Source organism: Aureimonas sp. Leaf454, assembly GCF_001424685.1.
Classification (GTDB): Bacteria; Pseudomonadota; Alphaproteobacteria; order Rhizobiales; family Rhizobiaceae; genus Plantimonas.
Map to the genome: position 1 here is coordinate 274501 of NZ_LMQT01000024.1, position 21199 is coordinate 295699.

General features: G+C 67.9%; 19 protein-coding genes. 7 read left to right on the forward strand and 12 right to left on the reverse strand.

What is annotated here, in order from left to right; genetic code table 11:
- Positions 1-5 precede the first annotated feature (5 nt).
- The 4 genes from ASG43_RS20590 to ahcY all read right to left on the reverse strand — a co-directional run bounded on the left by ASG43_RS20590 (position 6) and on the right by ahcY (position 6456).
- Positions 6-764 carry a nucleotidyltransferase family protein gene (locus ASG43_RS20590; RefSeq protein ID WP_056508854.1) on the reverse strand — a complete coding sequence of 253 codons (759 nt, stop codon included), beginning with the start codon at positions 762-764 and terminating at the stop codon, positions 6-8.
- A 38-nt stretch (positions 765-802) separates the two neighbouring features.
- Positions 803-2326, reverse strand: coding sequence for a tRNA (adenosine(37)-N6)-threonylcarbamoyltransferase complex ATPase subunit type 1 TsaE (gene tsaE, locus ASG43_RS20595; protein WP_244488177.1), 1524 nt, complete (start codon positions 2324-2326; stop codon positions 803-805).
- Entirely contained in the window at positions 2323-4806 is a 2484-nt protein-coding gene (locus tag ASG43_RS20600; RefSeq protein ID WP_244488178.1) for a PAS domain-containing sensor histidine kinase, read from the reverse strand. Before ASG43_RS20600 ends, tsaE begins: the two co-directional genes overlap by 4 nt.
- Before the next feature lie 249 nt (positions 4807-5055).
- The gene (gene ahcY / locus ASG43_RS20605; protein ID WP_056508857.1) at positions 5056-6456 is read right to left on the reverse strand and encodes an adenosylhomocysteinase; all 1401 of its coding nucleotides are present in this window, start codon (positions 6454-6456) and stop codon (positions 5056-5058) included.
- 259 nt (positions 6457-6715) lie between these two features.
- On the opposite strand from ahcY, the gene ASG43_RS20610 reads away from it, so the two are divergent.
- A complete protein-coding gene (locus tag ASG43_RS20610) occupies positions 6716-8467 on the forward strand; it encodes a hypothetical protein (protein WP_156386813.1) in 1752 nt (583 codons plus the stop codon).
- A 55-nt stretch (positions 8468-8522) separates the two neighbouring features.
- On the opposite strand, the gene ASG43_RS20615 is transcribed toward ASG43_RS20610, so the two are convergent.
- The 7 genes from ASG43_RS20615 to ASG43_RS20645 form a co-directional block, all read right to left on the reverse strand.
- Complete coding sequence (locus ASG43_RS20615) at positions 8523-9746, reverse strand: phosphatidylglycerol lysyltransferase domain-containing protein (RefSeq protein ID WP_056508861.1); 1224 nt, start codon at positions 9744-9746, stop codon at positions 8523-8525.
- A 240-nt stretch (positions 9747-9986) separates the two neighbouring features.
- Positions 9987-10298: an HPr family phosphocarrier protein gene (locus tag ASG43_RS20620; protein ID WP_056509238.1), complete on the reverse strand. Its 312-nt coding sequence runs from the start codon at positions 10296-10298 to the stop codon at positions 9987-9989.
- Positions 10299-10303: 5 nt separating this feature from the next.
- Positions 10304-10705: a PTS sugar transporter subunit IIA gene (locus ASG43_RS20625; protein ID WP_056509242.1), complete on the reverse strand. Its 402-nt coding sequence runs from the start codon at positions 10703-10705 to the stop codon at positions 10304-10306.
- Between the two features lie 301 nt (positions 10706-11006).
- Positions 11007-11468, reverse strand: a complete 462-nt coding sequence (locus ASG43_RS20630; protein ID WP_056508867.1) for a hypothetical protein — start codon at positions 11466-11468, stop codon at positions 11007-11009.
- A gap of 35 nt (positions 11469-11503) precedes the next feature.
- Positions 11504-13201 carry a sensor histidine kinase gene (locus tag ASG43_RS20635; protein WP_244488188.1) on the reverse strand — a complete coding sequence of 566 codons (1698 nt, stop codon included), beginning with the start codon at positions 13199-13201 and terminating at the stop codon, positions 11504-11506.
- Between the two features lie 178 nt (positions 13202-13379).
- A complete protein-coding gene (locus tag ASG43_RS20640; RefSeq protein WP_056508878.1) occupies positions 13380-14078 on the reverse strand; it encodes a response regulator transcription factor in 699 nt (232 codons plus the stop codon).
- A 414-nt stretch (positions 14079-14492) separates the two neighbouring features.
- Entirely contained in the window at positions 14493-14972 is a 480-nt protein-coding gene (locus ASG43_RS20645) for a pyridoxamine 5'-phosphate oxidase family protein (RefSeq protein WP_056508881.1), read from the reverse strand.
- A 311-nt stretch (positions 14973-15283) separates the two neighbouring features.
- Between ASG43_RS20645 and ASG43_RS20650 the strand changes: the two genes are divergently transcribed.
- From ASG43_RS20650 to ASG43_RS20675, 6 genes are all read left to right on the forward strand, one after another.
- Positions 15284-16894: a phosphoenolpyruvate carboxykinase gene (locus ASG43_RS20650; protein WP_056508883.1), complete on the forward strand. Its 1611-nt coding sequence runs from the start codon at positions 15284-15286 to the stop codon at positions 16892-16894.
- 308 nt (positions 16895-17202) lie between these two features.
- The gene (gene arfB, locus ASG43_RS20655) at positions 17203-17643 is read left to right on the forward strand and encodes an alternative ribosome rescue aminoacyl-tRNA hydrolase ArfB (protein WP_056508886.1); all 441 of its coding nucleotides are present in this window, start codon (positions 17203-17205) and stop codon (positions 17641-17643) included.
- Between the two features lie 356 nt (positions 17644-17999).
- Positions 18000-18557 (forward strand): fasciclin domain-containing protein, encoded by a 558-nt coding sequence (locus ASG43_RS20660; RefSeq protein WP_056509244.1) that lies wholly within the window; start codon positions 18000-18002, stop codon positions 18555-18557.
- A 214-nt stretch (positions 18558-18771) separates the two neighbouring features.
- Positions 18772-19269 carry a peptide-methionine (R)-S-oxide reductase MsrB gene (msrB, locus tag ASG43_RS20665; RefSeq protein WP_056508889.1) on the forward strand — a complete coding sequence of 166 codons (498 nt, stop codon included), beginning with the start codon at positions 18772-18774 and terminating at the stop codon, positions 19267-19269.
- A 210-nt stretch (positions 19270-19479) separates the two neighbouring features.
- Complete coding sequence (locus ASG43_RS20670; protein ID WP_056508892.1) at positions 19480-19917, forward strand: Hsp20 family protein; 438 nt, start codon at positions 19480-19482, stop codon at positions 19915-19917.
- 148 nt (positions 19918-20065) lie between these two features.
- On the forward strand, positions 20066-20314 hold the full coding sequence (locus ASG43_RS20675; protein WP_056508894.1) for a DUF1150 domain-containing protein: 249 nt from the start codon (positions 20066-20068) through the stop codon (positions 20312-20314).
- Between the two features lie 283 nt (positions 20315-20597).
- On the opposite strand, the gene ptsN is transcribed toward ASG43_RS20675, so the two are convergent.
- Entirely contained in the window at positions 20598-21062 is a 465-nt protein-coding gene (gene ptsN / locus ASG43_RS20680; protein ID WP_056508897.1) for a PTS IIA-like nitrogen regulatory protein PtsN, read from the reverse strand.
- Between the last annotated feature and the right edge of the window lie 137 nt (positions 21063-21199).

Sequence of the window (21199 nt, forward strand, 5' to 3'; positions counted from 1 at the left end):
TTTCCTCAAGCCGCGCTGGCGCTGGCGCTCGCCCGGAAGGCGGTCTCGGCCTCGCCGATGGCGGCGGGCGTGCCGACGGTCAGCCAGAGGCCGTCGAGGCGCACGCCAAAAAGGCGGCCGGCCTCGATGGAAGCGTCGAAGAGACGGTTCAGGGAGAAGGGTTCGGCGGCGAGGCCGTCGAAGAGCGAGGGCTTCAGGATCATCGCGCCGGCGTAGATGTAAGGGCTCATGTCGCGCTCGCCGACGCGCGACAGCCGGCCCTCGACATCCATCACGAAGTCGCCGCGGCCCTCGTAGCCGGTCGCCTGGCGCATGTCGGCGATGAGGAGGAGCATGTCCATGGCCTCGGGCCGCCAGAGATCGGCCATGAGGTCGAGATTGTCGCGATAGCCGTCGATCCAGAACGTGTCGGCATTGATGAGGTAGAAGGGCTCGGTCCCGAGAAGCGGCAGGGCCTTGACCACGCCGCCGCCGGAATCCAGCAGCCGCTCGCGCTCGTCGGAGACGAGGATCTCCATGTCCTTGCGCTTGCGCAAATGCGCCTGCATGAGGTCGGCGAGGTAATGGACGTTGACCACGACCGTCTCGACGCCGTTGCGCGCCAGCGCGTCGAGGCCGTAGTCGATGAGCGCCTTGCCGCGCACCTCCACGAGGGGTTTGGGGATGGTCGAGGTGATCGGCCGCATGCGCTTGCCGAGGCCGGCGGCGAGCATGATGGCGCGCTTGGGCTTGAAGCGGGTGCGGCGCGGTCCGGTGCGGTCCATGGCGGTTTCCTGTGGGCGGGACGTCCGAGGCCGGGCGATCAGCCGGCGAGGAGCCCGAACTTGGCGTAGAGGCCGCGCAGCGAGGCGAGCGCGGGATGGGCGAGCGTGCGCTCGATATAGGTCTTAAGCCGAGGGATGTGACGCAGGTATTGCGGTTTGCCGTCGCGCTCGTCCAGACGCACGAAGATTCCGAGAATCTTGGAGACGCGCTGCGCCGCCATGATCGCATAGGCTTCCTCGAAGGCGAAGGCGTCGAAGGGCCCGCTCGCGCGCCGCGCGGCGTGATAGGCGGCGACGAGGCGCATCTCCAGCTCCGGCGCGATGTCGACGCGGGCGTCCTGCGCGAGGGAGGCGAGGTCGTAGGCGGACGGACCGATCATGGCGTCCTGGAAGTCGATGAGGCCGATCCGGTCGGTGCCCGCCCAATCGCCGCGCCAGATGACGTTCGGCGAGTGGACGTCGCGCAGGACGAGCCCGGTTTCGGCGGCGCGCAGGCGGTCGAAGAGCTCGCTCCAGATGGCCGCGAAGTCCTCGCGCTCGACCGAGCTTGCAGCCGTGCCCCGCATGCGCGGCAGATACCAGTCGAGAAGAAGCGCGACCTCGATGCCCATGGCGCGCCGGTCGAAGTCGGGGATGACGTGGACGATGCCGGGCGCGACGGTAAGTTCGGCCTCGACCGGCGTCGCGTGGAGTGCGGCGAGGCAGAGGGCGGCCGCCTCGTAGCGCTCGGCCACCGGTACGCCCCCGGCATCGAGCATCGTTGCGGAGCCGAGATGCTCGATGAGAAGCAGGCCCGCCGCGAGATCGGCCGAAAGGATCTCCGGAGCCGCGAAGCCCTTCGCCCGCAGCAGCTGGGCAATCGCCACGAAGGGCCGCACGTCCTCGGCGATGTGGGCGAGGCGCGTGTAGGGCAGGCCGTCGCGCAAGATCGGTCCCGGCGCGAGTGCAGGTGAATCCATGAGGACGGCGGTCGTGCCGGCGATCTCCACGGTCTCGTAGCGACGCGCCGAGGCATCGCCGAAGAAACGGCGGCGCCGGGCGGGGGCAAGGCCGGACCGATCGAGAAAGGCGCGGATGGCGAGGCTGCGCGCGACCCGCGACAGGGCGGCCGGCGTTCCCGAGAGCGTCGCGCGGCGGCCGGCGCCCGCGATCTCGAGGCCGACGTGAAGCGTGGCGCGTTCGATCACCTCGGGCGAGCGCTCCGGCCATTCGCAAAGGACGATCCCGGTCTCGGCCGCCTCCTCCAAGCCGAGTTCGTCGAGCGGCGCGTCGTCGCCGAGACGATAGAGGTCGACATGGGCGATCGGCGGCTCGGTCTCGTAGGTCTGGACGAGCGTGAAGGTCGGCGAGGGCACGTCGAGATCGGCGTCGGCGGCGTGGGTGCGCACCATGGCCCGGGCGAGGGTCGACTTGCCGGCGCCCAGATCGCCCGACAGCGCGACGATGTCGCCGGCCCGGCAGGCGAGAACGAGATCCTCGGCCAGACGCTGCGTGGCGGCCTCGTCCGGCAGATCGAAGACGAGCGTTCCGGCATCGGGCGTCGGCGCCGCGACGGGCATCATTCCGCGGCCTCGCGATGGCTCTCGGCCTCGATCGGGAAGCGGCAGATGATCGTCGTGCCCCGCGTCGCGCCGGACTGGACCTCGACCGTGCCGCGATGCAGTTCGACGAAGCTCTTGACGATGGACAGTCCGAGGCCGGCGCCGGAATGCCGCCCTCCGACGGGATTCGATTCGAAGCGCTCGAAGATCTTCGTCACCTGATCGGGCGCGATGCCCGGTCCCTCGTCGCGCACGCGGAAGACGATCGAATGGGTTTCGCGCGACGCCGAGAGGGTGACGGTGGATCCCGACGGCGCGAAATTGGCGGCGTTCGAGAGGAGATTGAAGAGGACCTGCATCACGCGGTGCTCGTCGGCCCGGAAGCTCGCCCCGGCGGCGACGACGTCGACCTTGAGGCCGATCTCGTGCTCGCGCAGGCGGTCGCGGATCGCATCGGCGGCATGCTCGGCCGTCGCGGCGATGTCGACCTCGGACAGTTCCAGCTCCATGATCCCGGCATCGATCGTGGCGAGATCGAGGATGTCGTTGACGATCGTCATCAGCGCCGAGGTCGAGGTCGAGATGTAGTCGAGATACTCGCTCTGGCGCTCCGTCAGCGGTCCGGTCTCCGGCGAGCGCAGGAGGGCGGAGAAGCCGATGATGTTCGTCAGCGGCGAGCGGAGCTCGTAGTTCACGTGCTGGACGAAGTCGGTCTTGATCCGGTCGGCCATTTCCAGCGCCTCGTTGCGCTGCAAGAGCATCTGCTCCGCGCGTCGTGCGTCCGAGACGTCGGAGAAGGTCAGCATGGTCTGCCCGTTCGGCAGGGGCACGATGCCGTAATGGTGGATCGTTCCGTCGGCGAGGATCACTTCGCCGCCGGTGGCCTCGCGCGCGCCCTCGTCGAAGGCGGTGACGGCCCGGCTGAACGTCGTCCAGTCGATCGGCGAGGCGCCGTCGGGAGCGATCCCGATCGAGATGCTGTCCTTCAACGCCTTGATGTGCGGCTTGGTGTCGAGGAATTCGGAGTTGAGGCCCCACATCTCGGCGAAGGCCGGGTTCGACAGGCGCAGGCGCCCGTCCTGCCCGAACACGGCGACGGCCTCCTGGAGATAGTCGAGCGTTTCGCCCTGCAGGCGCACCAGCGCGTTCAATCGGCTTTCCAGCGCGAGCTTCTCGGTGAGGTCCTCGTAGACCCAGGTCGTTCCCCCGGTCGGCTGGGGGCTGGCGAAGACGCGCAGCGTGCGGCCGTCCGCCAGGTGCCAGAGCGCGTCCGTCGGCTCCGTCGCGCGATAGGCGGCGAGGATCTCGGCCTTGAGGTCGCGAAGCGGGCGGTCCTCGGGAAGGATGCCGCGCGAGCGCAGCTGATCGAGGATCGAGACATGGTCCGGCGCCTTGTCCAGATAGGCCGCGGAGAGGTCGAAGAGCTTGGCGAAGGCGGCGTTGTGATAGGTCAGCTGCGTCTTCTCGTCGAAGCGCGCGACGGCGGTCGTCAGATGGTCCAGCGTCTCGCCGTGGCTGCGCATGGTCTGGAGAAGCTCGCGGCGCACGGACTCGGCCTCCGACACGTCGACGGCGACGCCGGCCGAGCCGAACGGGCCGGCGGCCTCGATCACGCTGAAATTGCGCCGGTCGGCATCGACGACCGTCGTCAGGCGCTCGCGGTAGACGCTGGACTCCAGGAGCGCATGCGCGATGGCGGCGCGGTCCTGCTCCTGCAGGAACTCGACCTGCGCCGTCGTCGCGGCCTCGACGTCGGCCGCGTCCACCGCGGCGCAGTAGGCGCGGTTCATCCAGACGAGCCGGCGCTCGCGGTCGCGCAGCCAGAGCGGCATCGGCAGCGAATCGCAGAGCGCCTGGATCGTATCGATCATGGCCCGGGTGCGCAGGTGCTCGGCGCGCAGGGTGGAGAGCTCCTCGCGGACGCCGGACAGCGGCGAGAAGCGCACGACGGCGAGGGCGCCATGCGTGGTTCCCGTCGCCTCGACCGGCTGTCCTTCGAGGTGGTCGATCGTCATGCGGAACGGCTCGGCGAGACTGCAGAGGCGTTGTACGGCGGCTTCGAGGCGCTGAGCGGCCTCGCGCGGCATCCAGTCGCCGTAGCACAGGAAGCGCCGCTCGTCGGCGGGCGCGCCGGTCGCAGCGGGGAGGGCGCCGAGAATCTCGGGTTGATCCGTGCCGGCATAGACGAGAAGCCGGTGATCGATCTGCGACAGCAGGGCGGCCCGGCGCTCGGCCTCCAGCCGCGCATCGCTGAGGTCGGCCTTCAGCCGCTCGTTCTCATCCGCGACCACGGTGCGCTCGCGGATCAGCCAGACCGCGACCAGCATCGCGGTCCCGATCGCAAGGGCGAAGAGGGCGAGATAGAGGATCTCGTTCGGCGCGATGCCGAGACTTTCCTCCAGCTCCTCGGCCATGGCGGGGCCGCCCGACAGGACGAGGGCCAAGGCCGTCCAGCCGCTTTTGCGCGGCGCCGAGACGGCCCGCTTCTCAAGGTTCGACACTGAAGTGGCCCTCGCTCGTTTCCGCCGCTGATCGAGAAACGCCCTGCAACGCGCCGACGGCCGCCCGTCCCCCGGGCCACCATCGCGATTCGAACAACTTAACTCAAAGGAGCCGCGATCGGAAACGCTCCGAGGGCGCCGCGCAAGCCTCGCGCCAGCCTGTTGCCGATGTGCAAAAGGCCGCCGGACATGCCGGCGGCCTTGCAAGATCAGAGGCTTGACGACCGGCCCGTGGGGGCCTTCAGCCGATCAGTAGCGGTAATGTTCGGCCTTGAAGGGACCTTGCGGCGAGACGCCGATATAGGCGGCCTGCTCGGACGAGAGCTCGGACAGCTTGGCTCCGAGCTTGGCCAGATGCAGGCGGGCGACCTTCTCGTCGAGATGCTTGGGCAGGACGTAGACCTCGTTCCCGTATTTCTCGCCCTTCGTGAAGAGCTCGATCTGGGCGAGCGTCTGGTTGGTGAAGGAGGCCGACATCACGAAGGAGGGATGACCCGTCGCGTTGCCGAGATTGAGGAGACGGCCTTCCGACAGAAGCAGGATGCGCTTGCCATCGGGGAAGCTCACCATGTCGACCTGCGGCTTGATGTTCGTCCACTTGAGATTGCGCAGGGACGCGACCTGGATCTCGTTGTCGAAATGGCCGATGTTTCCGAGGATCACCATGTCCTTCATGAGGCGCATCGTGTCGAGCGTGACGACGTCCTTGTTGCCGGTCGTGGTGATGATGATGTCGGCGGTGGGGGCGGCGTCCTCGAGCGTCACCACTTCGAAGCCGTCCATGGCGGCCTGCAGCGCGCAGATCGGATCGACCTCGGTGACCTTGACGCGGGCTCCGGCGCCCTGGAGCGAGGCGGCCGAACCCTTGCCGACGTCGCCATAGCCGCAGACCACGGCGACCTTGCCGGCCATCATCACGTCGGTCGCGCGGCGGATGCCGTCGACGAGGGATTCCTTGCAGCCGTACTTGTTGTCGAACTTCGACTTGGTCACGCTGTCGTTGACGTTGATCGCGGGGAAGGGAAGGAGCCCCTTCTTCTGCAGTTGATAGAGCCGGTTCACGCCCGTCGTCGTCTCTTCCGTCACGCCCTTGATGGCCTCGCGCTGGCGCGTGAAGAAGCCCGGCGTCGCCGCCATGCGCTTCTGGATCTGGGCGACGAAGATCTCCTCCTCCTCGTTGCCGGGGCTGGACAGGACGTCCTCTCCGGCTTCGGCGCGCGCGCCGGTGAGGATGTACATCGTGGCGTCGCCGCCATCGTCGAGGATCATGTTGGAGGGCTTACCGTCCTGCCACTGGAAGATGCGGTCGGTGTAGTCCCAGTACTCCTCGAGGCTCTCGCCCTTGACGGCGAAGACCGGCGTGCCGGTGGCCGCGATCGCCGCGGCGGCATGGTCCTGCGTGGAGAAGATGTTGCAGGAGGCCCAGCGGACGGTCGCGCCCAGCGCCTGCAGCGTCTCGATGAGGACGGCGGTCTGGATCGTCATGTGGAGCGAGCCGGTGATGCGCGCGCCGGTCAGCGGCTTGTCGGTGCCGAACTCCTCGCGGCAGGCCATCAGGCCCGGCATCTCGGTTTCGGCGATCTCGATTTCCTTGCGGCCCCAGGAGGCGAGTTCGGGATCCTTGATGACGCAGTCGTTCAAAGCAACCATGGCTCTGTCCTCGATCGATGGGATGGTCGGGTGGAAAAGGCGGGGGTGGCGGCGCCCGCTTCATGTCCTCTCCTTAGCAGGGACGCCATATCGGGACAAGCGGATATAAAGATCCCTTTATATGATGGTGGATCGGAAGATAATTTCGATCGGGCCGGTTCCTCCGGTGTCGTCCGTCCCCTCCCTTTTCGCAGGCGGAGAAGATCGGCTACACCAGCAAACGCGGCCATGGCCGCCACGCAAACGGGAGACGAGGACCATGACGAACACCCGACAGGGGGGCCGAAGCCCCTTGCCGCTTCGCACGCGCCTTTGCCGGACTGCCGCCGCGCTCGGCCTGTCCGCGCTCCTCCTCTCGTCGCCCGCATCGTCCACGTCTGCCCGGGCCGACGATCTCCCTGCGCTGAACCCGTTCTCCAACCTCCTCGCGCAGGGCTCGGTGGAGGGCGGGATCGCCCGCTTCCTCCTGCCCTACAGTCCCGCGATCTTCGATGTCGTGGTGACGCTGGCGCGCAGCGTCGTCGTCCTGACCTATGACGGCCGCGCCTACGATCCGCTGACGCAGACCTTCGTGCTGCGCGGCCTCAGGATCGCGCGCGGCGACTTCGAGGCCTCCGTCGATCGCGTCCGGATCGGCGCATCGACCTCCGTCTACCAGGGCCTTTCCATCGACACGCGCCGCCTGACGCTGGAGCCGGAGCTTCGCGACGCGCTGAAGCGCGTCGGCAGCGAGGTGATCGAGGGCGACATCGCGGTGTCGGTCGACCAGGATGCGCCCTCCGCCAGCTACGCGGTCGACGTGTCGGCCGATCTTCGGCGCATCGGCCGGATCGATTTCGCCGCCAGCGTCGCCGGCTTTCACCTGCTCGTGCCGCTGGACGGGACGGGCACGGACATCGACGGGGACGGCGATGTCGACGCCCTGCCAAATGCAACCGGCGGCGGCGAGCCGCAGGTGGTGGGCGAGCTTCTCGGCGCGAGCCTGTCCTTCCGCGATGCCGGCCTCGCCGATGCCGCCTTCGCCTTCGCCAAGGAGGCTCAGAACCTTTCGAAGGACGAGATCCAGGGCATCGTCGCGGCGACGATCGGACCGGTGATGCAGGGGCTCTTCCAGGATCTGCCGGGCGGGGCGAGCCCCGATCTGCAACGCCGTTCGACCGAATGGTCGCAGACGCTCCAGGCCTTTCTCGCCGAGCCCGACCATCTGGAGATCCGCTTCTCGCCCGAGCGGCCGGTGGCGCTCGCCGAACTGCAGAAGGGCGCGGTCACCTCCGCCCTCGTCGAGGCGCTCAATCCGACCGTTTCGCTCGTGCCGACGCGGGCGCCGGAGCTGATCGATCCGGCCGCCCCGGCCGGGGACGACGACGGCATCGCGATGTCGCGACGGCTCGTGGAGGGTCTCGGCGTGCCGCAGGACATTCCCGCCGGCGTGCGCCTCGCGCTCGGCGACGCCGTTCTCGGCGACGAGGCGGCGATCGACATCGCGGTCTCCGGCATCGTCCTCGATCCCGAAGCGGCCATCGGCTCCGAGGACGCGACCGATCCCTACGCTCTCCTGCTGCTCGCCAAGGCGCGGGGCGTTGCGGTGCCCGAACGCGTGCTCCAGGCCTTCGCCGACCGGCTGCCGGCCGAGACGCTGGCCTCCGGAGAGGACAAGGCCTTGTCCCAGTGGGAGAAGCTCGACACCGGCAAGGCCGCCGCCGAAGCGCTCGACGCGGCTATCGCGGCGCAGGACTGGAGCGCGATCCGGCAAGCCGCCTTCGATCATTACGAAGGCGACCGGGCCCCCCGCAACCTCACCGAGGCCTATGCGCTCGCCCAGGTCGCGGCGGCCGGCGGCGATCGGATCGCGGCCGGTCTGCGGGACCAGCTGCGCAACGGCAACACCGAAACGCGCGTCCTCTTCCCCGCCGCCACCGCCAGGGCCAAGGCCGACGCCTTGTGGCGTCGCGTGATCGCGGCGAACGGGGCCGGCGAGGGGCAGGAGGAGAGAGAGCCCGCGCAGCCCTGATCGGTTTCACCTCACCGAGGCCGTCGACGCGGCTTCTGCCCAGAACTGGGCGGTCTCACTTGCCGAAGACGCCGCGCAGCCCGCCGCTGATGAGGAGCGCGACGTCCATGACCGCGAGATAGGGATTGGCATTCGCGGGAACCGCGAGATAGCGCGACTGCCATTGCGGCTCGAACTTCGACTTGAAGGCCCGAAGGCCCTGGAAGTTGTAGAAGCTCTCGCCGCATTCGAAGATGGTGCGGCCGAGCTGGTTCCACAGCGGCGCGCCGTCCGCGTCGGCAAGGCCCGAGAGCGGCGCCATGCCGAGGTTGAGGGCCGAAAAGCCGTCCGACCGCAGGTGCTCCATCACCTTGATGAAGAGAAGGTCCATCAAGCTGCGATGGACCCCCGGCACGAAGCGCATGAGGTCGATGAAGGCCGACTGGCGCAGCGGCGTCGTCAGCACGGAGGCGAAGGCGACGAGGCGGCCGTCGAGGCGAACGACCGCCACCGGCTGCGTCGCGAGATAGTCGGGCATGAAGCTGCCGAGCGAGAAGCTCTTCTCGCGCGCCCGCGTCGCCGCCAGCCATTCATCCGAGACCGTCTGGAGTTCGCCGAGAAGCGCGGGGACGTCGCTGACCGGCACGAAGGCGAAGGCGAGCCCGTCGCGTTCGGCGCGGTTGAGGTTGCGGCGCAGGCTCTGCCACTTGCCGCCCTTCAGATCGAAGCCTTCGAGGTCGACGACCGCCTGCTCGCCGAGCTTCAGGGTCTTCAGTCCGGCCTCGAAGCAGGGACCGAGGAGACCCGGCGAGATCTGGTAGAAGACTGGCCGCAGCCCTTGGTCCCGCGCGAGGCCGACGAAGCGCTCGACGAGGTCCGGGAAGGCCTCGGCGGCTCCGACCGGATCGGACAGCGCGATCAGCGAGCGACCGCGACGCGCATGCATGACGAAGGCCTCGCCGTCTCCGGAGAGCAGGATGTCCTTGTCGGCCATGCGCACGAGATTGGCCTCGCCGTGCCCCTGCGCTTCGACGATGCGGATCGCGGCTTCCAGACCCGGGATGCCGCCGCGATCCGCCATGGCCGGCGCTTTGGAGGGAACGAGGCCTTTCAGTGCGCCGAAGATCCGGCGCCTGCCGAGCGGCGACGGGCCGGATTGCGCCTCTCCGGTGGGCCGGGCCGGACCGGGCGTCAGGCGGATGGCAGCCGGGGAAGCGTCGGCCGCCGGAAGGCCGGCGGGGACGAAGGGCGCGTCGGACGTAAGCGCGCCGGGCGAGGGCACGAGAGCGAGGTTCGGCATGACAGGTCCAGAAGGGTCGCGGAGAGCGGGGCGGGCCGCGTCTCGGCTCGGGAGAGCCGTCTCGACCGTGGAGATGCCACGCGGGCCTTTCGCAACGCTTACAACCGTCGTGTCACGGCCTGAAAATCAGGTTTGCATCGCCATCCGCGCTCGGATCTCGCCGGTCCGTTTCGCGTCGCTGCCGCGATCCTCGCGCCGTCGCTCCCGCGGCGTCGCGGCTGCGGCAGCGCCGGAAAGCGGTCAGGCTTCTTCGCCGAAACGGTCCGCGACGAGGGCGGTGATGGCGTCGAGCGCGGCCGAGGCCTCCGGTCCCGTCGCCGCGACGTCGATGCTCGAGCCGATGCCGGCCGCCAGCATCATCAGGCCCATGATGGACTGGCCTCCGACCGAGAGCCCGTCCCGGCTGACGGTGATCTCCGCGTCGAAGGTCTCGGCGAGCTGGACGAACCTCGCGGAGGCCCGGGCATGGAGCCCGCGCCGGTTGACGATCGGCAGCGTCCGCCGCAGGGCACCCTCGTCCGATTCGTCCGCCTGGTCGGTGTCGCTCGTCATCTCGTTCACTTGCCGCTGAGGATTCGGCTGGCGACGTTGATGTACTTGCGTCCCGCCTCCTGGGCGTGCCGCAGCGCCTCGCCGATCGCTTGATCCTGCCGGACGCTGGCCAGCTTGATCAGCATGGGAAGGTTCATGCCCGCGAGAACGTCGATCTGGACCCCGTCCATCACCGAGATCGCGAGATTGGAGGGCGTGCCGCCGAACATGTCGGTCACGATGATGACGCCGCTGCCTCGATCGGCCCGCGCAACGGCATCGACGATGTCGGTCCGCCGCTGCTCCATGTCGTCCTCGGGACCGATCGAGATCGTCTCGAAGGCGTCCTGCGGCCCCACGACATGCTCGACGGCCAGACGGAATTCGTGCGCCAGACGACCATGGGTGACAAGCACCAGTCCGATCATGAGGGGCATGCTCCGCTCTGGCACCGCTCCGCTCTCGGCGAGCCCGGCTTCGATACGAGGCCCGCGCGGCGACTGGCGTGCGGGCCGTAAACTGTTGGCGTCAATCCACGCGCTCCGTTGGATGCGACAGGCAGGAGCCGCAGGTCTTTGGCCGAAGGGCCGATCACTCGTTCGAGCGGACCCCGAGAAGGCTCCGCCGGAAGCCGAAGAAGCGCCCGATACGGCCTCTCGGCGATCGGTCTGCCCTCGGGCCATGGCGGCGAAGACTGCCATCGGGGCTGCGGTAAGGGAAGCCCGTCCTTTAGAATTGGTTAAGATCGTGGTTTCTGGGCCGCTTCGCAAGACTGACCAGAATGTCTGCCCCGAAGCTTGCGTCGCAGCGGGGCAGGGCGATGCGGGCGATGTCGGCCCCGGCGAACCGGATCGTGGCGCGCGCCGGCAGCCGCTCGATAGAGGCGGGGTCCTGGAGATCGACGAGAAGGCCGATGGTGGCCCGTTCGATCGAGGGCTCCTCCAAGATACCGACGCCGGAAATCTCGATGAGACCTCGGGTGGCCGGGGGTGCGACCATATCGAGCATCGCGCCCATCGGCTCGAGGAACAGCTGGTCGTCGGCGACGAGCGCGGCTTGGAGACCCGCGGCCTCCGCCCGGCGCAGGGTGGCGAGCGCCAGCGAGGACTTGCCGCTGCGCGCCGGTCCGCGGACGAGAATGCCGAGCCCGCCGATCCGGATGCCGGTCGCGTGGACGTTGTTGCGGGGCAAGGACGTGCCGGGTCCCGCCGACGGCCGCCGCTCGCTCATTCCGCCGGCAACGATACGGTGAACCGCGCGCCGGCCAACCCGTTCGGCGCATGGGGATCGCGGATGTTCTCGGCCTCCAGCGTGCCGCCATGGGCCTCCACGATCTGCCGCGAGATCGAGAGGCCGAGGCCGGAATTCTGCCCGAAGGCCTCGCCGGAGGGACGGTCGGTGTAGAAGCGCTCGAAGATGCGCTGGATGTTCTCGGCCTGGATGCCCGGTCCGTTGTCGGAGACGACCACGATGACGCGCGAGCCCTTGCGGCTCAAGCGGACGCGGATGCGCCCGCCTTCCATCGGCACGAAGGAGCGGGCGTTGTCGATGAGGTTGGTGAAGACCTGGGACAGGCGCAGGTCGTGCCCGGCCACGCGATAGGGCTTGGAGCCCATCGTGGGAAGCGCCGGCTCGACGTCGAGGCGGATGTCGGTGTCCCAGCCGTCCTTCGTGTGCGCCCGCGCGCCATCGACGACGGATTCCAGGAGGCCGGCGAGATCGACGCGCTCGCTCAGCTCGCGCGCGAGTTCGGCATCGAGGCGCGAGGCGTCCGAGATGTCCGTGATCAGGCGGTCGAGGCGACGCACGTCGTGTTCGATGACGGCGAGGAGCCGCGCCTTGGAATCCTCGCTCCGCGCCATGGGCAGCGTCTCGACAGCCGAGCGCAGCGAGGTCAGCGGGTTCTTCAACTCGTGGCTGACATCGGCCGCGAAGCTCTCGATGGCGTCCATGCGCTTGTAGAGGGCGTTGGTCATGTCGCGCAGCGCGGTCGCCAGATTGCCGACCTCGTCGGCCCGATCGCCGAAATCGGGGATCTCCTCGCGGGACTTGACGCCCCGCTTCACCCGGATCGCGGCGGCCGACAGGCGTCGGAGCGGCGTCGCGATCGTCGAGGCGAGGAGGATCGAGAGGACGATCGTGACGAGCGCGGCCACCGCGAAGACGCGCACGATCGCCATTCGCTCGGCCTGCACGATCTTGTCGATGTCACCGCCCTGCGTCGACAGGAGGAGGACGCCGAGCACGGCGCGGAACCGCTGGATCGGCACGGCGACGGAGACGATCAGCTCGCCCTTGTCGGTGACGCGAACGACCGTCGCCGGGCCGCCGGTCAGCGCGTTCATCACCTCGGGATAGGTCGCGCCGGAGCCGCCCGGCGTTTCGGAATAGATCGGGAGGTCCGAACGCTGGAAGAGGTGCTGGACCCAGCCGAGCGCGGTCTCCATCGGTCCCGTCTCCTCGTCGGCGAGCGGGGGCAGGTCGTAGCGCAGGATCTGGCCGCGCGAATAGAGATGGCGCGAATCGAGGATGAGATTGGCGTCGCGGTCGTAGAGCCGCGCGCGGGTTCGGGTCGGCGAGATCAGGCGGCGCAGGAGGGGCGCGACGCGCTCGGGATTGATCGGGAAGTCGAGGCTTTCCGCGGCGTCCGATCCCGGCTGCAGCGTGTCGCCGGCCTGGAGTTCCAGAAGGCGCTCGGGGTCGAGCGTGATCGAATTGGTCTCCACCGTGGCCGAGGAGGCGATGGCCCCGGCGATGATTTCCCCTTGCGTCAGCAGGCTCTCGACCCGCGCGTCGATGAGGCCGGCGCGGAACTGGTTGAGATAGAGGATGCCGGAAACGAGAACGATCAGCGCGACGAGGTTGAGGAAGACGATCCGGCGCGTCAGCGAGGAGAAAATGGAATGGCCGAGCAGCCAGCGCATCCTCTGGAGACTGCGTCGCACGAAGGGAAGCCGACGGAACCGTGCACGGCCGACCGCTCCCAGCCGTCGCCGTCGTTCGGCGGCGGGGTCGCGCCTCGTATCGGCCTCGCCCGATGCGGTCATCGATCCACCCGTTCAGAGCGCCGCGGCCCGACGCTCCACGCAAGGCCGTTCGGCATCAGATCTCGCGGAAGCGATAGCCCACGCCGTAGAGCGTCTCGATCATGTCGAAGTCGTCGTCGATCGCCTTGAACTTCTTGCGCAGCCGCTTGATGTGGCTGTCGATCGTGCGATCGTCGACATAGACCTGCTCGTCGTAGGCCGCGTCCATCAGCGCGTCGCGGCTCTTCACGACGCCCGGACGCTGGGCGAGCGAATGGAGGATCAGGAACTCGGTGACGGTCAGCGTCACCGGCTGGCCCATCCAGGTGCAGGTGTGGCGCTCCTGGTCCATGACGAGCTGCCCGCGCTCCAGCGAGGCTTCCGGCGAGGGACCCGCCTTCACGCCGACCTGCGCGCCGCCGCGCCGCAGGATCGCGCGCACGCGCTCGACGAGCAGGCGCTGCGAGAAGGGTTTGCGGATGTAGTCGTCGGCGCCCATCTTGAGGCCGAAGAGCTCGTCGATCTCCTCATCCTTCGAGGTGAGGAAGATCACCGGCAGGTCCGATTTCTGGCGCAGCCGGCGCAGGAGTTCCATGCCGTCCATCCGCGGCATCTTGATGTCGAAGATCGCCAGATGCGGCGGCCGGTTCGACAGTCCCTCCAGCGCGGAAGCACCGTCGGTGTAGGTCTCGACGCGATAGCCTTCGTTCTCGAGCGCGATCGAGACCGACGTCAGGATGTTCCTGTCGTCATCCACCAGCGCGATTGTCGGCATTGCGTCGTTCTCCTGTTCCAGCCGGGCGATTCGGTCGGACCGCCTCGGTCCGGTCGATCCCGTCGTCCGTCGTCGACATCGAGGCTGGACCGCGGTCTTTGCGAACCTGTCCTAGCACACTGTGCTTTCGCGACAACAATCGGCATTAAATGTGGCGCGGGGCGAGAATTACAAACAATCAATCTTTCACCCGCCGGCCACGAGCGCCTCCCAGCCGTGCGAGCGCACGATGTCCGCGGTTCGGCGGCCATCGTGCGCTCTCGGTCTCCTGACGTCTTCCGACGTCTTCCGCCTCGGTCCGCCTCGGGCGTCCGCCCCGACATCGGTCCGGTGGTCCGAGCCCTCCGGGTGGAGGCCGCGGCATCGCGCGGGCAAGGGTCTTTCCCCGCGGATGGCTCTTCGTGCGGAAGGTCCTTAGAGGGTGACCTTCTCGTGCTTGGTCGTATCCGGCCGGTCCTTGTCGCCGAGATAGGCCTTCGCGAATTCCCAGGCCTGCTTCACCTTGTTGCTCGTCACGTCCCAGATCTCGGCCTCGTCCGGATCGACCACCAGCACGACGACGGTCGGATCGTCCTTGCCCTGCGGCATCCAGGCTTCCGCTTCCTCGTCCCAGATCGAAGCGACGAGCGCGCGGCTCGTCGAGATCGAGGCGCGTCCGGAGGCCGACACGTATTCGCCGTGCTTGGAGAAGGTGAGGGCGACCTGCGGGTTCGCCTCGATCTCGTCGACCTTGTGCGAACGGCTGTCCGTCAGGAAGAGGATCTGGCGCCGCTCGTCGGAGACGCGGGGCGCCATCGGCCGCGCCCGCAGCTTCCGGCCGTCGGATGTGACGACCATGCAGGTGCCGAAATCATCGACCATGTTCCAAAACGTCTCGGTGGTATCCGCAGCCATTGCGAAGGCTCCTCGCTGTCGTCCGGAGCGCGTCCGCGCTCCGCTTCCACCGGGAAATGCGGCAGGACCGAAAAAGTGCCGGACGACGCATCACCGAAACGCTCCCGGCCGAAACACTCCTTCTTTCAATGGTTCGACAAAGTGAGGAAAGATGAGATCCAATATCGAACCGATTAGAATGCTCGCGACACAAATATAATCGATTAAGATCCTGATGTCGTTAAGCAAATTGGCCAATCTCCGCTTGCTGCAGCGCCGCAATGCCCCTATGGATTCAGCATCGGGCACTCGGCACACGGAGAATCGGCGACATGAACGAGATCGGGTTGCGCAATCCTCTCAAGGGCATCGAGACCACGGGCCTCTCCGGCCTGTCCTCGGTGCGTTGGAATCTCGGCGAGCCCGACCTCGTCGAGACCGCGATCCGTCGCGGCGAAGCGCGGCTGACCGCCCATGGCGCGCTCGTCGCCACGACCGGCCAGCACACCGGCCGCTCGCCCAAGGACAAGTATGTCGTCCGCGACGCCTCGACCGAGGGCGCCGTCTGGTGGGACAACAACAACGCCCTGACGCCCGAGGCTTTCGAGCGCCTCTACGACGACTTCAAGGCCCATGCCGAAGGTCGCGATCTCTTCGTTCAGGACCTCGTGGGCGGCGCCGATCCCGCCAACGCCTTGGCGACGCGCGTCGTCACCGAATATGCCTGGCACTCGCTCTTCATCCGCAACCTCCTGATCCGTCCCGCGCCGGAGGCGGTCGAGCGCTTCGACCCCGAGCTGACGATCATCGACCTGCCCTCGTTCCGTGCCGATCCCGCGCGCCACGGCTGCCGGTCCGAAACGATCATCGCGGTCGACTTCGCCCGCAGGATCGTCCTCATCGGCGGCACGGCCTATGCCGGCGAAATGAAGAAGTCGGTCTTCACCGTCCTCAATTACCTGCTGCCGCAGAAGGGCGTCATGCCGATGCACTGCTCGGCCAATGTCGGCGCGGACGGCGGCTCGGCGGTCTTCTTCGGCCTGTCCGGCACCGGCAAGACCACGCTCTCGGCCGATCCCCGGCGCACGCTGATCGGCGACGACGAACACGGCTGGGGCGCGGACGGCATCTTCAACTTCGAAGGCGGCTGCTACGCCAAGACGATCAAGCTCTCGGCCGAGGCCGAGCCGGAGATCTTCGCCACGACGCGCAAGTTCGCGACGGTGCTCGAGAACGTGGTCCTCGACGAGAACCGCGTGCCGGATTTCGACGACAAGTCGCTGACCGAGAACACCCGCGCCGCCTATCCGCTGCACTACATCCCGAATGCCAGCGAGACCGGCCTCGGGCCGCATCCCAAGAACATCATCATGCTGACGGCCGATGCCTTCGGCGTGCTGCCGCCGATCGCCCGGCTGACGCCGGCCGAGGCCATGTATCACTTCCTGTCCGGCTACACCGCCAAGGTCGCCGGCACGGAGCGCGGCGTGACCGAGCCGGAGGCGACCTTCTCGACCTGCTTCGGCGCGCCCTTCATGCCGCGGCACCCGTCCGAATACGGCAATCTCCTGCGCGACCTCATCGCGCGCCACGACGTCGATTGCTGGCTGGTCTCGACCGGCTGGACGGGCGGCGCCTACGGCACGGGCAACCGCATGCCGATCAAGGCGACGCGCGCCCTGCTCGCCGCCGCGCTCGACGGATCCCTGAAGGATGCCGAGTTCCGGACGGACGAGAATTTCGGGTTCGACGTTCCCGTGGCGGTGGCGGGCGTCGACGGCGCCATCCTCGATCCCCGCTCCACCTGGGCCGACAAGGCCGCCTACGACGCGCAGGCCGCCAAGCTCGTGGACATGTTCCGCCGGAACTTCGAGAAGTTCGAGGCCCATGTCGACAGCGAGGTGATGCAGGCCGCGCCGAGCGTCGCTCTCGCGGCGGAGTGAGCGGCATCCGGGGGGCCTTGCGCCCGCACCGGGTGCGATGACAATCCGGCCCGAGACATCGGGCCGAGATCTCTGGGAGGAGCCGATCCGAGGCGCCGACGGCGACGGGATCGCGAGAGAAAAGGGCCTGCGGGAGCGAACCTGCAGGCCCTTTTTCATGCCGGAAGCGTCCGGGCCACCTGCGATCCCGGGACGGCGTTCGGCGTCTGGCGGCTTGACGACGCCAAGGTCCAGCTCCCATGTCCGCCGGGATCGGTGCCGGAGGCGCGGACGGGCGGGTGCCGAGGGCGCCGACAGGAGGGCGGATCATGGCCGAGGAGGTGGGACTGCGCGTCGGTCCCAGCGTGCTGATCCCCGAGGCGTTCCTGGAGGAGAGCTTCATCCGCGCGAGCGGGCCGGGCGGGCAGAACGTGAACAAGGTCGCGACCGCCGTCCAGCTGCGCTTCGATGCGCGGGGATGCCGTGTCCTATCCGACGAGGTGGCGGTGCGGTTGATGCGGCTGGCGGGCAGCCGGGCGACGAAGGCCGGCGAGATCCTGATCGAGGCGTCGCGCCACCGCACGCAGGAGCGCAATCGCGAGGATGCGCGCGAGCGCCTCGCCGAACTGATCCGCGCCGCCCTCGTGCCGCCGCCGCCGCCCCGCAAGAAGACCCGTCCGACCAAGGGCTCGATCGAGCGACGGCTCGACGCCAAGAAGGGACGGTCGGAAACGAAGAAGGGGCGCGGTCGCCCGCTTCACGGAGACTGACGGACGCCGGCCCCTGGGGTCGATGCGGCGGCGGCGACGGAGATGCCCGTGCTCGCGGGCTGGCAACCGGACCCGCGGCCGATCCGGCACCGCGGGCGGAACCGCTATGCGGGCGGAACCGCCATCCGGAAACGAACGAGCATCGCAGCTCCAGCGAGCATCGGCGGCCGTTCGACGACCTCGTCTGCAGGTGATCCTCGCGCGTCCCAAGACACAATGACGCAGCACGAAGAATTGGACGGTCTTCTCAACAATCTGTGATCGAGGCGGATGCGTCCGGATCAGGGGTTCACCCGTATCTGGTCCACCTTTCGTTCATGGAAGGCATCCCTTTTCTCATCAAAAGGAACGCCACGATGTTGAAGTCCTTCGTTCGCAACGCCCTCCTCGCCTCCGTTCTCGTCGGCTCCGCCGGCGCGGCCTTCGCCCAGGAGCCGGTGACGGTCGGCGGCGCACCGATGTATGCCGACAAGACGATCGCCGAGAACGCACCGAACGCGTCGAACCTCACGACGCTCGTCGCCGCGGTCAAGGCTGCCGGTCTCGTCGAGACGCTCGGCACCGCAGGTCCGTTCACGGTCTTCGCGCCGGACAACGACGCCTTCGCCAAGCTGCCGGCCGGCACGGTCGACACGCTGGTGAAGCCCGAGAACAAGGAGATGCTGACCAGCATCCTGACGTACCACGTCGTCCCGGCCAAGGCGCTCGCGGCCGATGCGATGAAGATGGTCAAGGACGACGGCGGCAAGCACATGGTCAAGACGGTGCAGGGCGAGGAGCTGACGCTCGCCATGGAAGGCGACAAGCTGACCATCACCGACGCCAAGGGCGGCAAGGCGACCGTGACCCAGGCCGACGTGCTGCAGTCGAACGGCGTGGTCCATGTGATCGACACCGTCCTCATGCCGAAGTAATCAACGGCGGATCGGGGTTCGCGTCGCCGGCGGCGCGGATCCCATCGATCTTGCGGCCTCGCGCTTCCGGCATCGCCCGGAACGCGGGGCCGTGTCGTTTGGGCGCGGATCTTGTGGCCTCGGCCCATCACGTCCACTTGAGTTTCCAACAAGCTCGCATCGTCGCAAGGCTGGTGCCGAGGACCTGACGTTCGAAGCCAATCCGGAGGATGCCGTGCAGCGTCGACAATTTCTGATCACCTCGATTCTCGCCGGCGGCGCGGCCGCCCTCGGCTTGTCCCTGTCCCGATCCGCCGTGAGCGCGGAAGGATCGTTTCCCGTCTCCTTCAGCGAGGACGAGTGGCGCCGGAAGCTGACGGGCGATCAGTTCGCGATCCTGCGGCAGGAGGCGACGGAGCGGCCCTTTTCCAGCCAGCTCAACGACAACAAGAAGGCCGGCCTCTATCATTGCGCCGGCTGCGACACGGCGGTCTATTCCTCGCAGACGAAGTTCGATTCCGGCACGGGCTGGCCGAGCTTCTATGCCGCCGTCGACGGGGCGGTCGGCACGTCCACGGACTACAAGCTCGTTTATCCCCGCACCGAGGTCCACTGCGCGACCTGTGGCGGGCATCTCGGCCACGTCTTCGACGACGGTCCCCAGCCCACGGGCAAGCGCCACTGCATCAACGGCGTCGTCCTCAACTTTCGGCCGGGCGCCGTCGCCTCATGACAGGAACCGGCCCCCGAGCGATCCTCGCGGGGCCGCACGGCATGATTTGTTTACGCTTCGGGCGGACCATCCGGGATGGTCCGCCTTTTTCGATGGCGGATCGCAAAGGTTGAAATGAACGGGATCGAAATCCATATCAGTCCCGTACCGACGAAGACGCCGCTTCCAAGGGTCTTCGATAATAAGTCGCTTTCACAAGGACTTGAGACGATGAGCCGGATGACGCCCTTTTCGAGCCCTCTGCTTCTCGGCTTCGATGCCGTGGAGAAGACGCTGGAGCGGATCGGTAAGGGCGGCGAGGGATATCCTCCCTACAACATCGAACGCATTCGTGGGACCTCGCCCGACGGGCGCCCGGCCACGGACCTCCTGCGCATCACCCTCGCGGTCGCCGGCTTCCGGCCGGATGATCTGGAGGTGACGACGGAGGAGAACCAGCTGACGATCCGCGGCCGACAGGCCGAGGAGAAGGATCGCGAGTTTCTGCATCGTGGCATCGCCGCCCGGCAGTTCCAGAAATCCTTCCTCTTCGCCGACGGCATGCAGATTCTCGGCGCCCAGTTGAAGAACGGCCTTCTCCTGATCGATCTCGCCCGGCCCGAACCGGAACGGATCGTCAAGAGGATCGAAATCGCAGTCTCCGATTGAAGCGGTTGCGCTTCGAGCCTTGCGCCTTCCTCGAACCGTCCTCGGGAGGACCGGAGCCGTCGTCAAGCCGGCCCACGCTCCGCCTGCCGTCCTGAACCTGCCGTCCTTCGCTTGCCGTCCTTCGCTTGCTAGACAAGGAAACCCGATCATGACCTTCCGTCCGACCGTCACCGAAACCGATCTCGCCGCCATTGGCGAGGGGCACCTCGCCTATCTCCGCCTGATGTCGTCCGACGATATCCGCGCGCGCTTCCCATCCGCCAAGTCGATCCAGCCCGGCCTCAATCTCTGGGCGCTCTTTGCGGCCGACGGAACGCCGCTGGCGGTCTCGGACGACCGCGGCAGCATTCTGGCGAGCGCGACCGAAAACGAGCTTCTCGCCGTCAGCACGCATTGAGGAGGGACGGGTCGACAGGATCGGCCTTCCGCGACGTCCTTCGACCGCAGCGCGAAAACGACGTGCGCGACGTCATGACGGCCTGACCGGCGCAATCCGGCGGGCCGTTCGCGTTTGAGGCAAAGCGCACATCCTCGGCGGCGCGGTTGGAGCGGCTTGCCCTTGGTGCCAAGGCACGAGGAAGCCTTCGACGCTTTCGATCGGCGCGGAAGGCCGCAAGGGGCGCCTCGGACGATCCGGCTCGATCCTTTGGAAAGGCCCCGTTGTGGCGCGCGAGGCCCGGTCAGGCCGCGTGTGGCGGCGGCGTCTGCGTCATCAGCGAATAGATCGTCTCGGCATCGCGCGAGGCCCGGAGCTTGGCGACGATATCGCCGTTGCGCAGCAGGCGGGCGATCTTCGAGAGAGCCTTCAGGTGGTCCGCGCCTGCATTCTCCGGCGCGAGCAGGAGAAAGACGAGATCGACCGGCTGGTCGTCCAGCGCCTCGAAGTCGACCGGACGGTGCAGGCGCCCGAAGACGCCGACGAGGCCTGGCAGGGCGGCCAGCTTGCCGTGGGGAATGGCGATGCCGTTGCCGACGCCCGTCGAACCCAGGCGCTCGCGTTGCAGGACGGTTTCGAAGATCTCGCGTTCGCCGAGGCCCGTGCGCAGGGCCGCGCGTTCGGCGAGCTCCTGCAGGACCTGTTTCTTGGTATGGCCGCGCAGCGACGGCAGGATCGTATCCGGGCCGATCAGATCGGCCAGATCCATCGTCGGCGCCGAGGAAGAAGACGGTACACTCATCGAGCGGGATGGTTTCCTGCACAAGCGGCGGCCGACGGCGTCGGCCAGCCGAGGCGGGGCGACGCCGTGCCGGCCGCCCGAAGGCGACCGGCCGATGCGTCGGT

Excerpts from the sequence above, each read along its gene's own strand:
- ASG43_RS20660 (WP_056509244.1), top strand. The coding sequence starts at position 18,000 with ATGTTGAAGTCCTTCGTTCGCAACGCCCTCCTCGCCTCCGTTCTCGTC.
- ASG43_RS20640 (WP_056508878.1), bottom strand. The coding sequence starts at position 14,078 with ATGCCGACAATCGCGCTGGTGGATGACGACAGGAACATCCTGACGTCG.
- ASG43_RS20615 (WP_056508861.1), bottom strand. The coding sequence starts at position 9,746 with ATGCCGAACCTCGCTCTCGTGCCCTCGCCCGGCGCGCTTACGTCCGAC.
- tsaE (WP_244488177.1), bottom strand. The coding sequence starts at position 2,326 with ATGATGCCCGTCGCGGCGCCGACGCCCGATGCCGGAACGCTCGTCTTC.
- ASG43_RS20670 (WP_056508892.1), top strand. The coding sequence starts at position 19,480 with ATGAGCCGGATGACGCCCTTTTCGAGCCCTCTGCTTCTCGGCTTCGAT.
- ASG43_RS20650 (WP_056508883.1), top strand. The coding sequence starts at position 15,284 with ATGAACGAGATCGGGTTGCGCAATCCTCTCAAGGGCATCGAGACCACG.
- ASG43_RS20675 (WP_056508894.1), top strand. The coding sequence starts at position 20,066 with ATGACCTTCCGTCCGACCGTCACCGAAACCGATCTCGCCGCCATTGGC.
- ASG43_RS20590 (WP_056508854.1), bottom strand. The coding sequence starts at position 764 with ATGGACCGCACCGGACCGCGCCGCACCCGCTTCAAGCCCAAGCGCGCC.
- ASG43_RS20645 (WP_056508881.1), bottom strand. The coding sequence starts at position 14,972 with ATGGCTGCGGATACCACCGAGACGTTTTGGAACATGGTCGATGATTTC.
- ahcY (WP_056508857.1), bottom strand. The coding sequence starts at position 6,456 with ATGGTTGCTTTGAACGACTGCGTCATCAAGGATCCCGAACTCGCCTCC.
- ASG43_RS20635 (WP_244488188.1), bottom strand. The coding sequence starts at position 13,201 with ATGCGCTGGCTGCTCGGCCATTCCATTTTCTCCTCGCTGACGCGCCGG.
- ASG43_RS20620 (WP_056509238.1), bottom strand. The coding sequence starts at position 10,298 with ATGACGAGCGACACCGACCAGGCGGACGAATCGGACGAGGGTGCCCTG.
- arfB (WP_056508886.1), top strand. The coding sequence starts at position 17,203 with ATGGCCGAGGAGGTGGGACTGCGCGTCGGTCCCAGCGTGCTGATCCCC.
- ASG43_RS20625 (WP_056509242.1), bottom strand. The coding sequence starts at position 10,705 with ATGATCGGACTGGTGCTTGTCACCCATGGTCGTCTGGCGCACGAATTC.
- ptsN (WP_056508897.1), bottom strand. The coding sequence starts at position 21,062 with ATGGATCTGGCCGATCTGATCGGCCCGGATACGATCCTGCCGTCGCTG.
- ASG43_RS20610 (WP_156386813.1), top strand. The coding sequence starts at position 6,716 with ATGACGAACACCCGACAGGGGGGCCGAAGCCCCTTGCCGCTTCGCACG.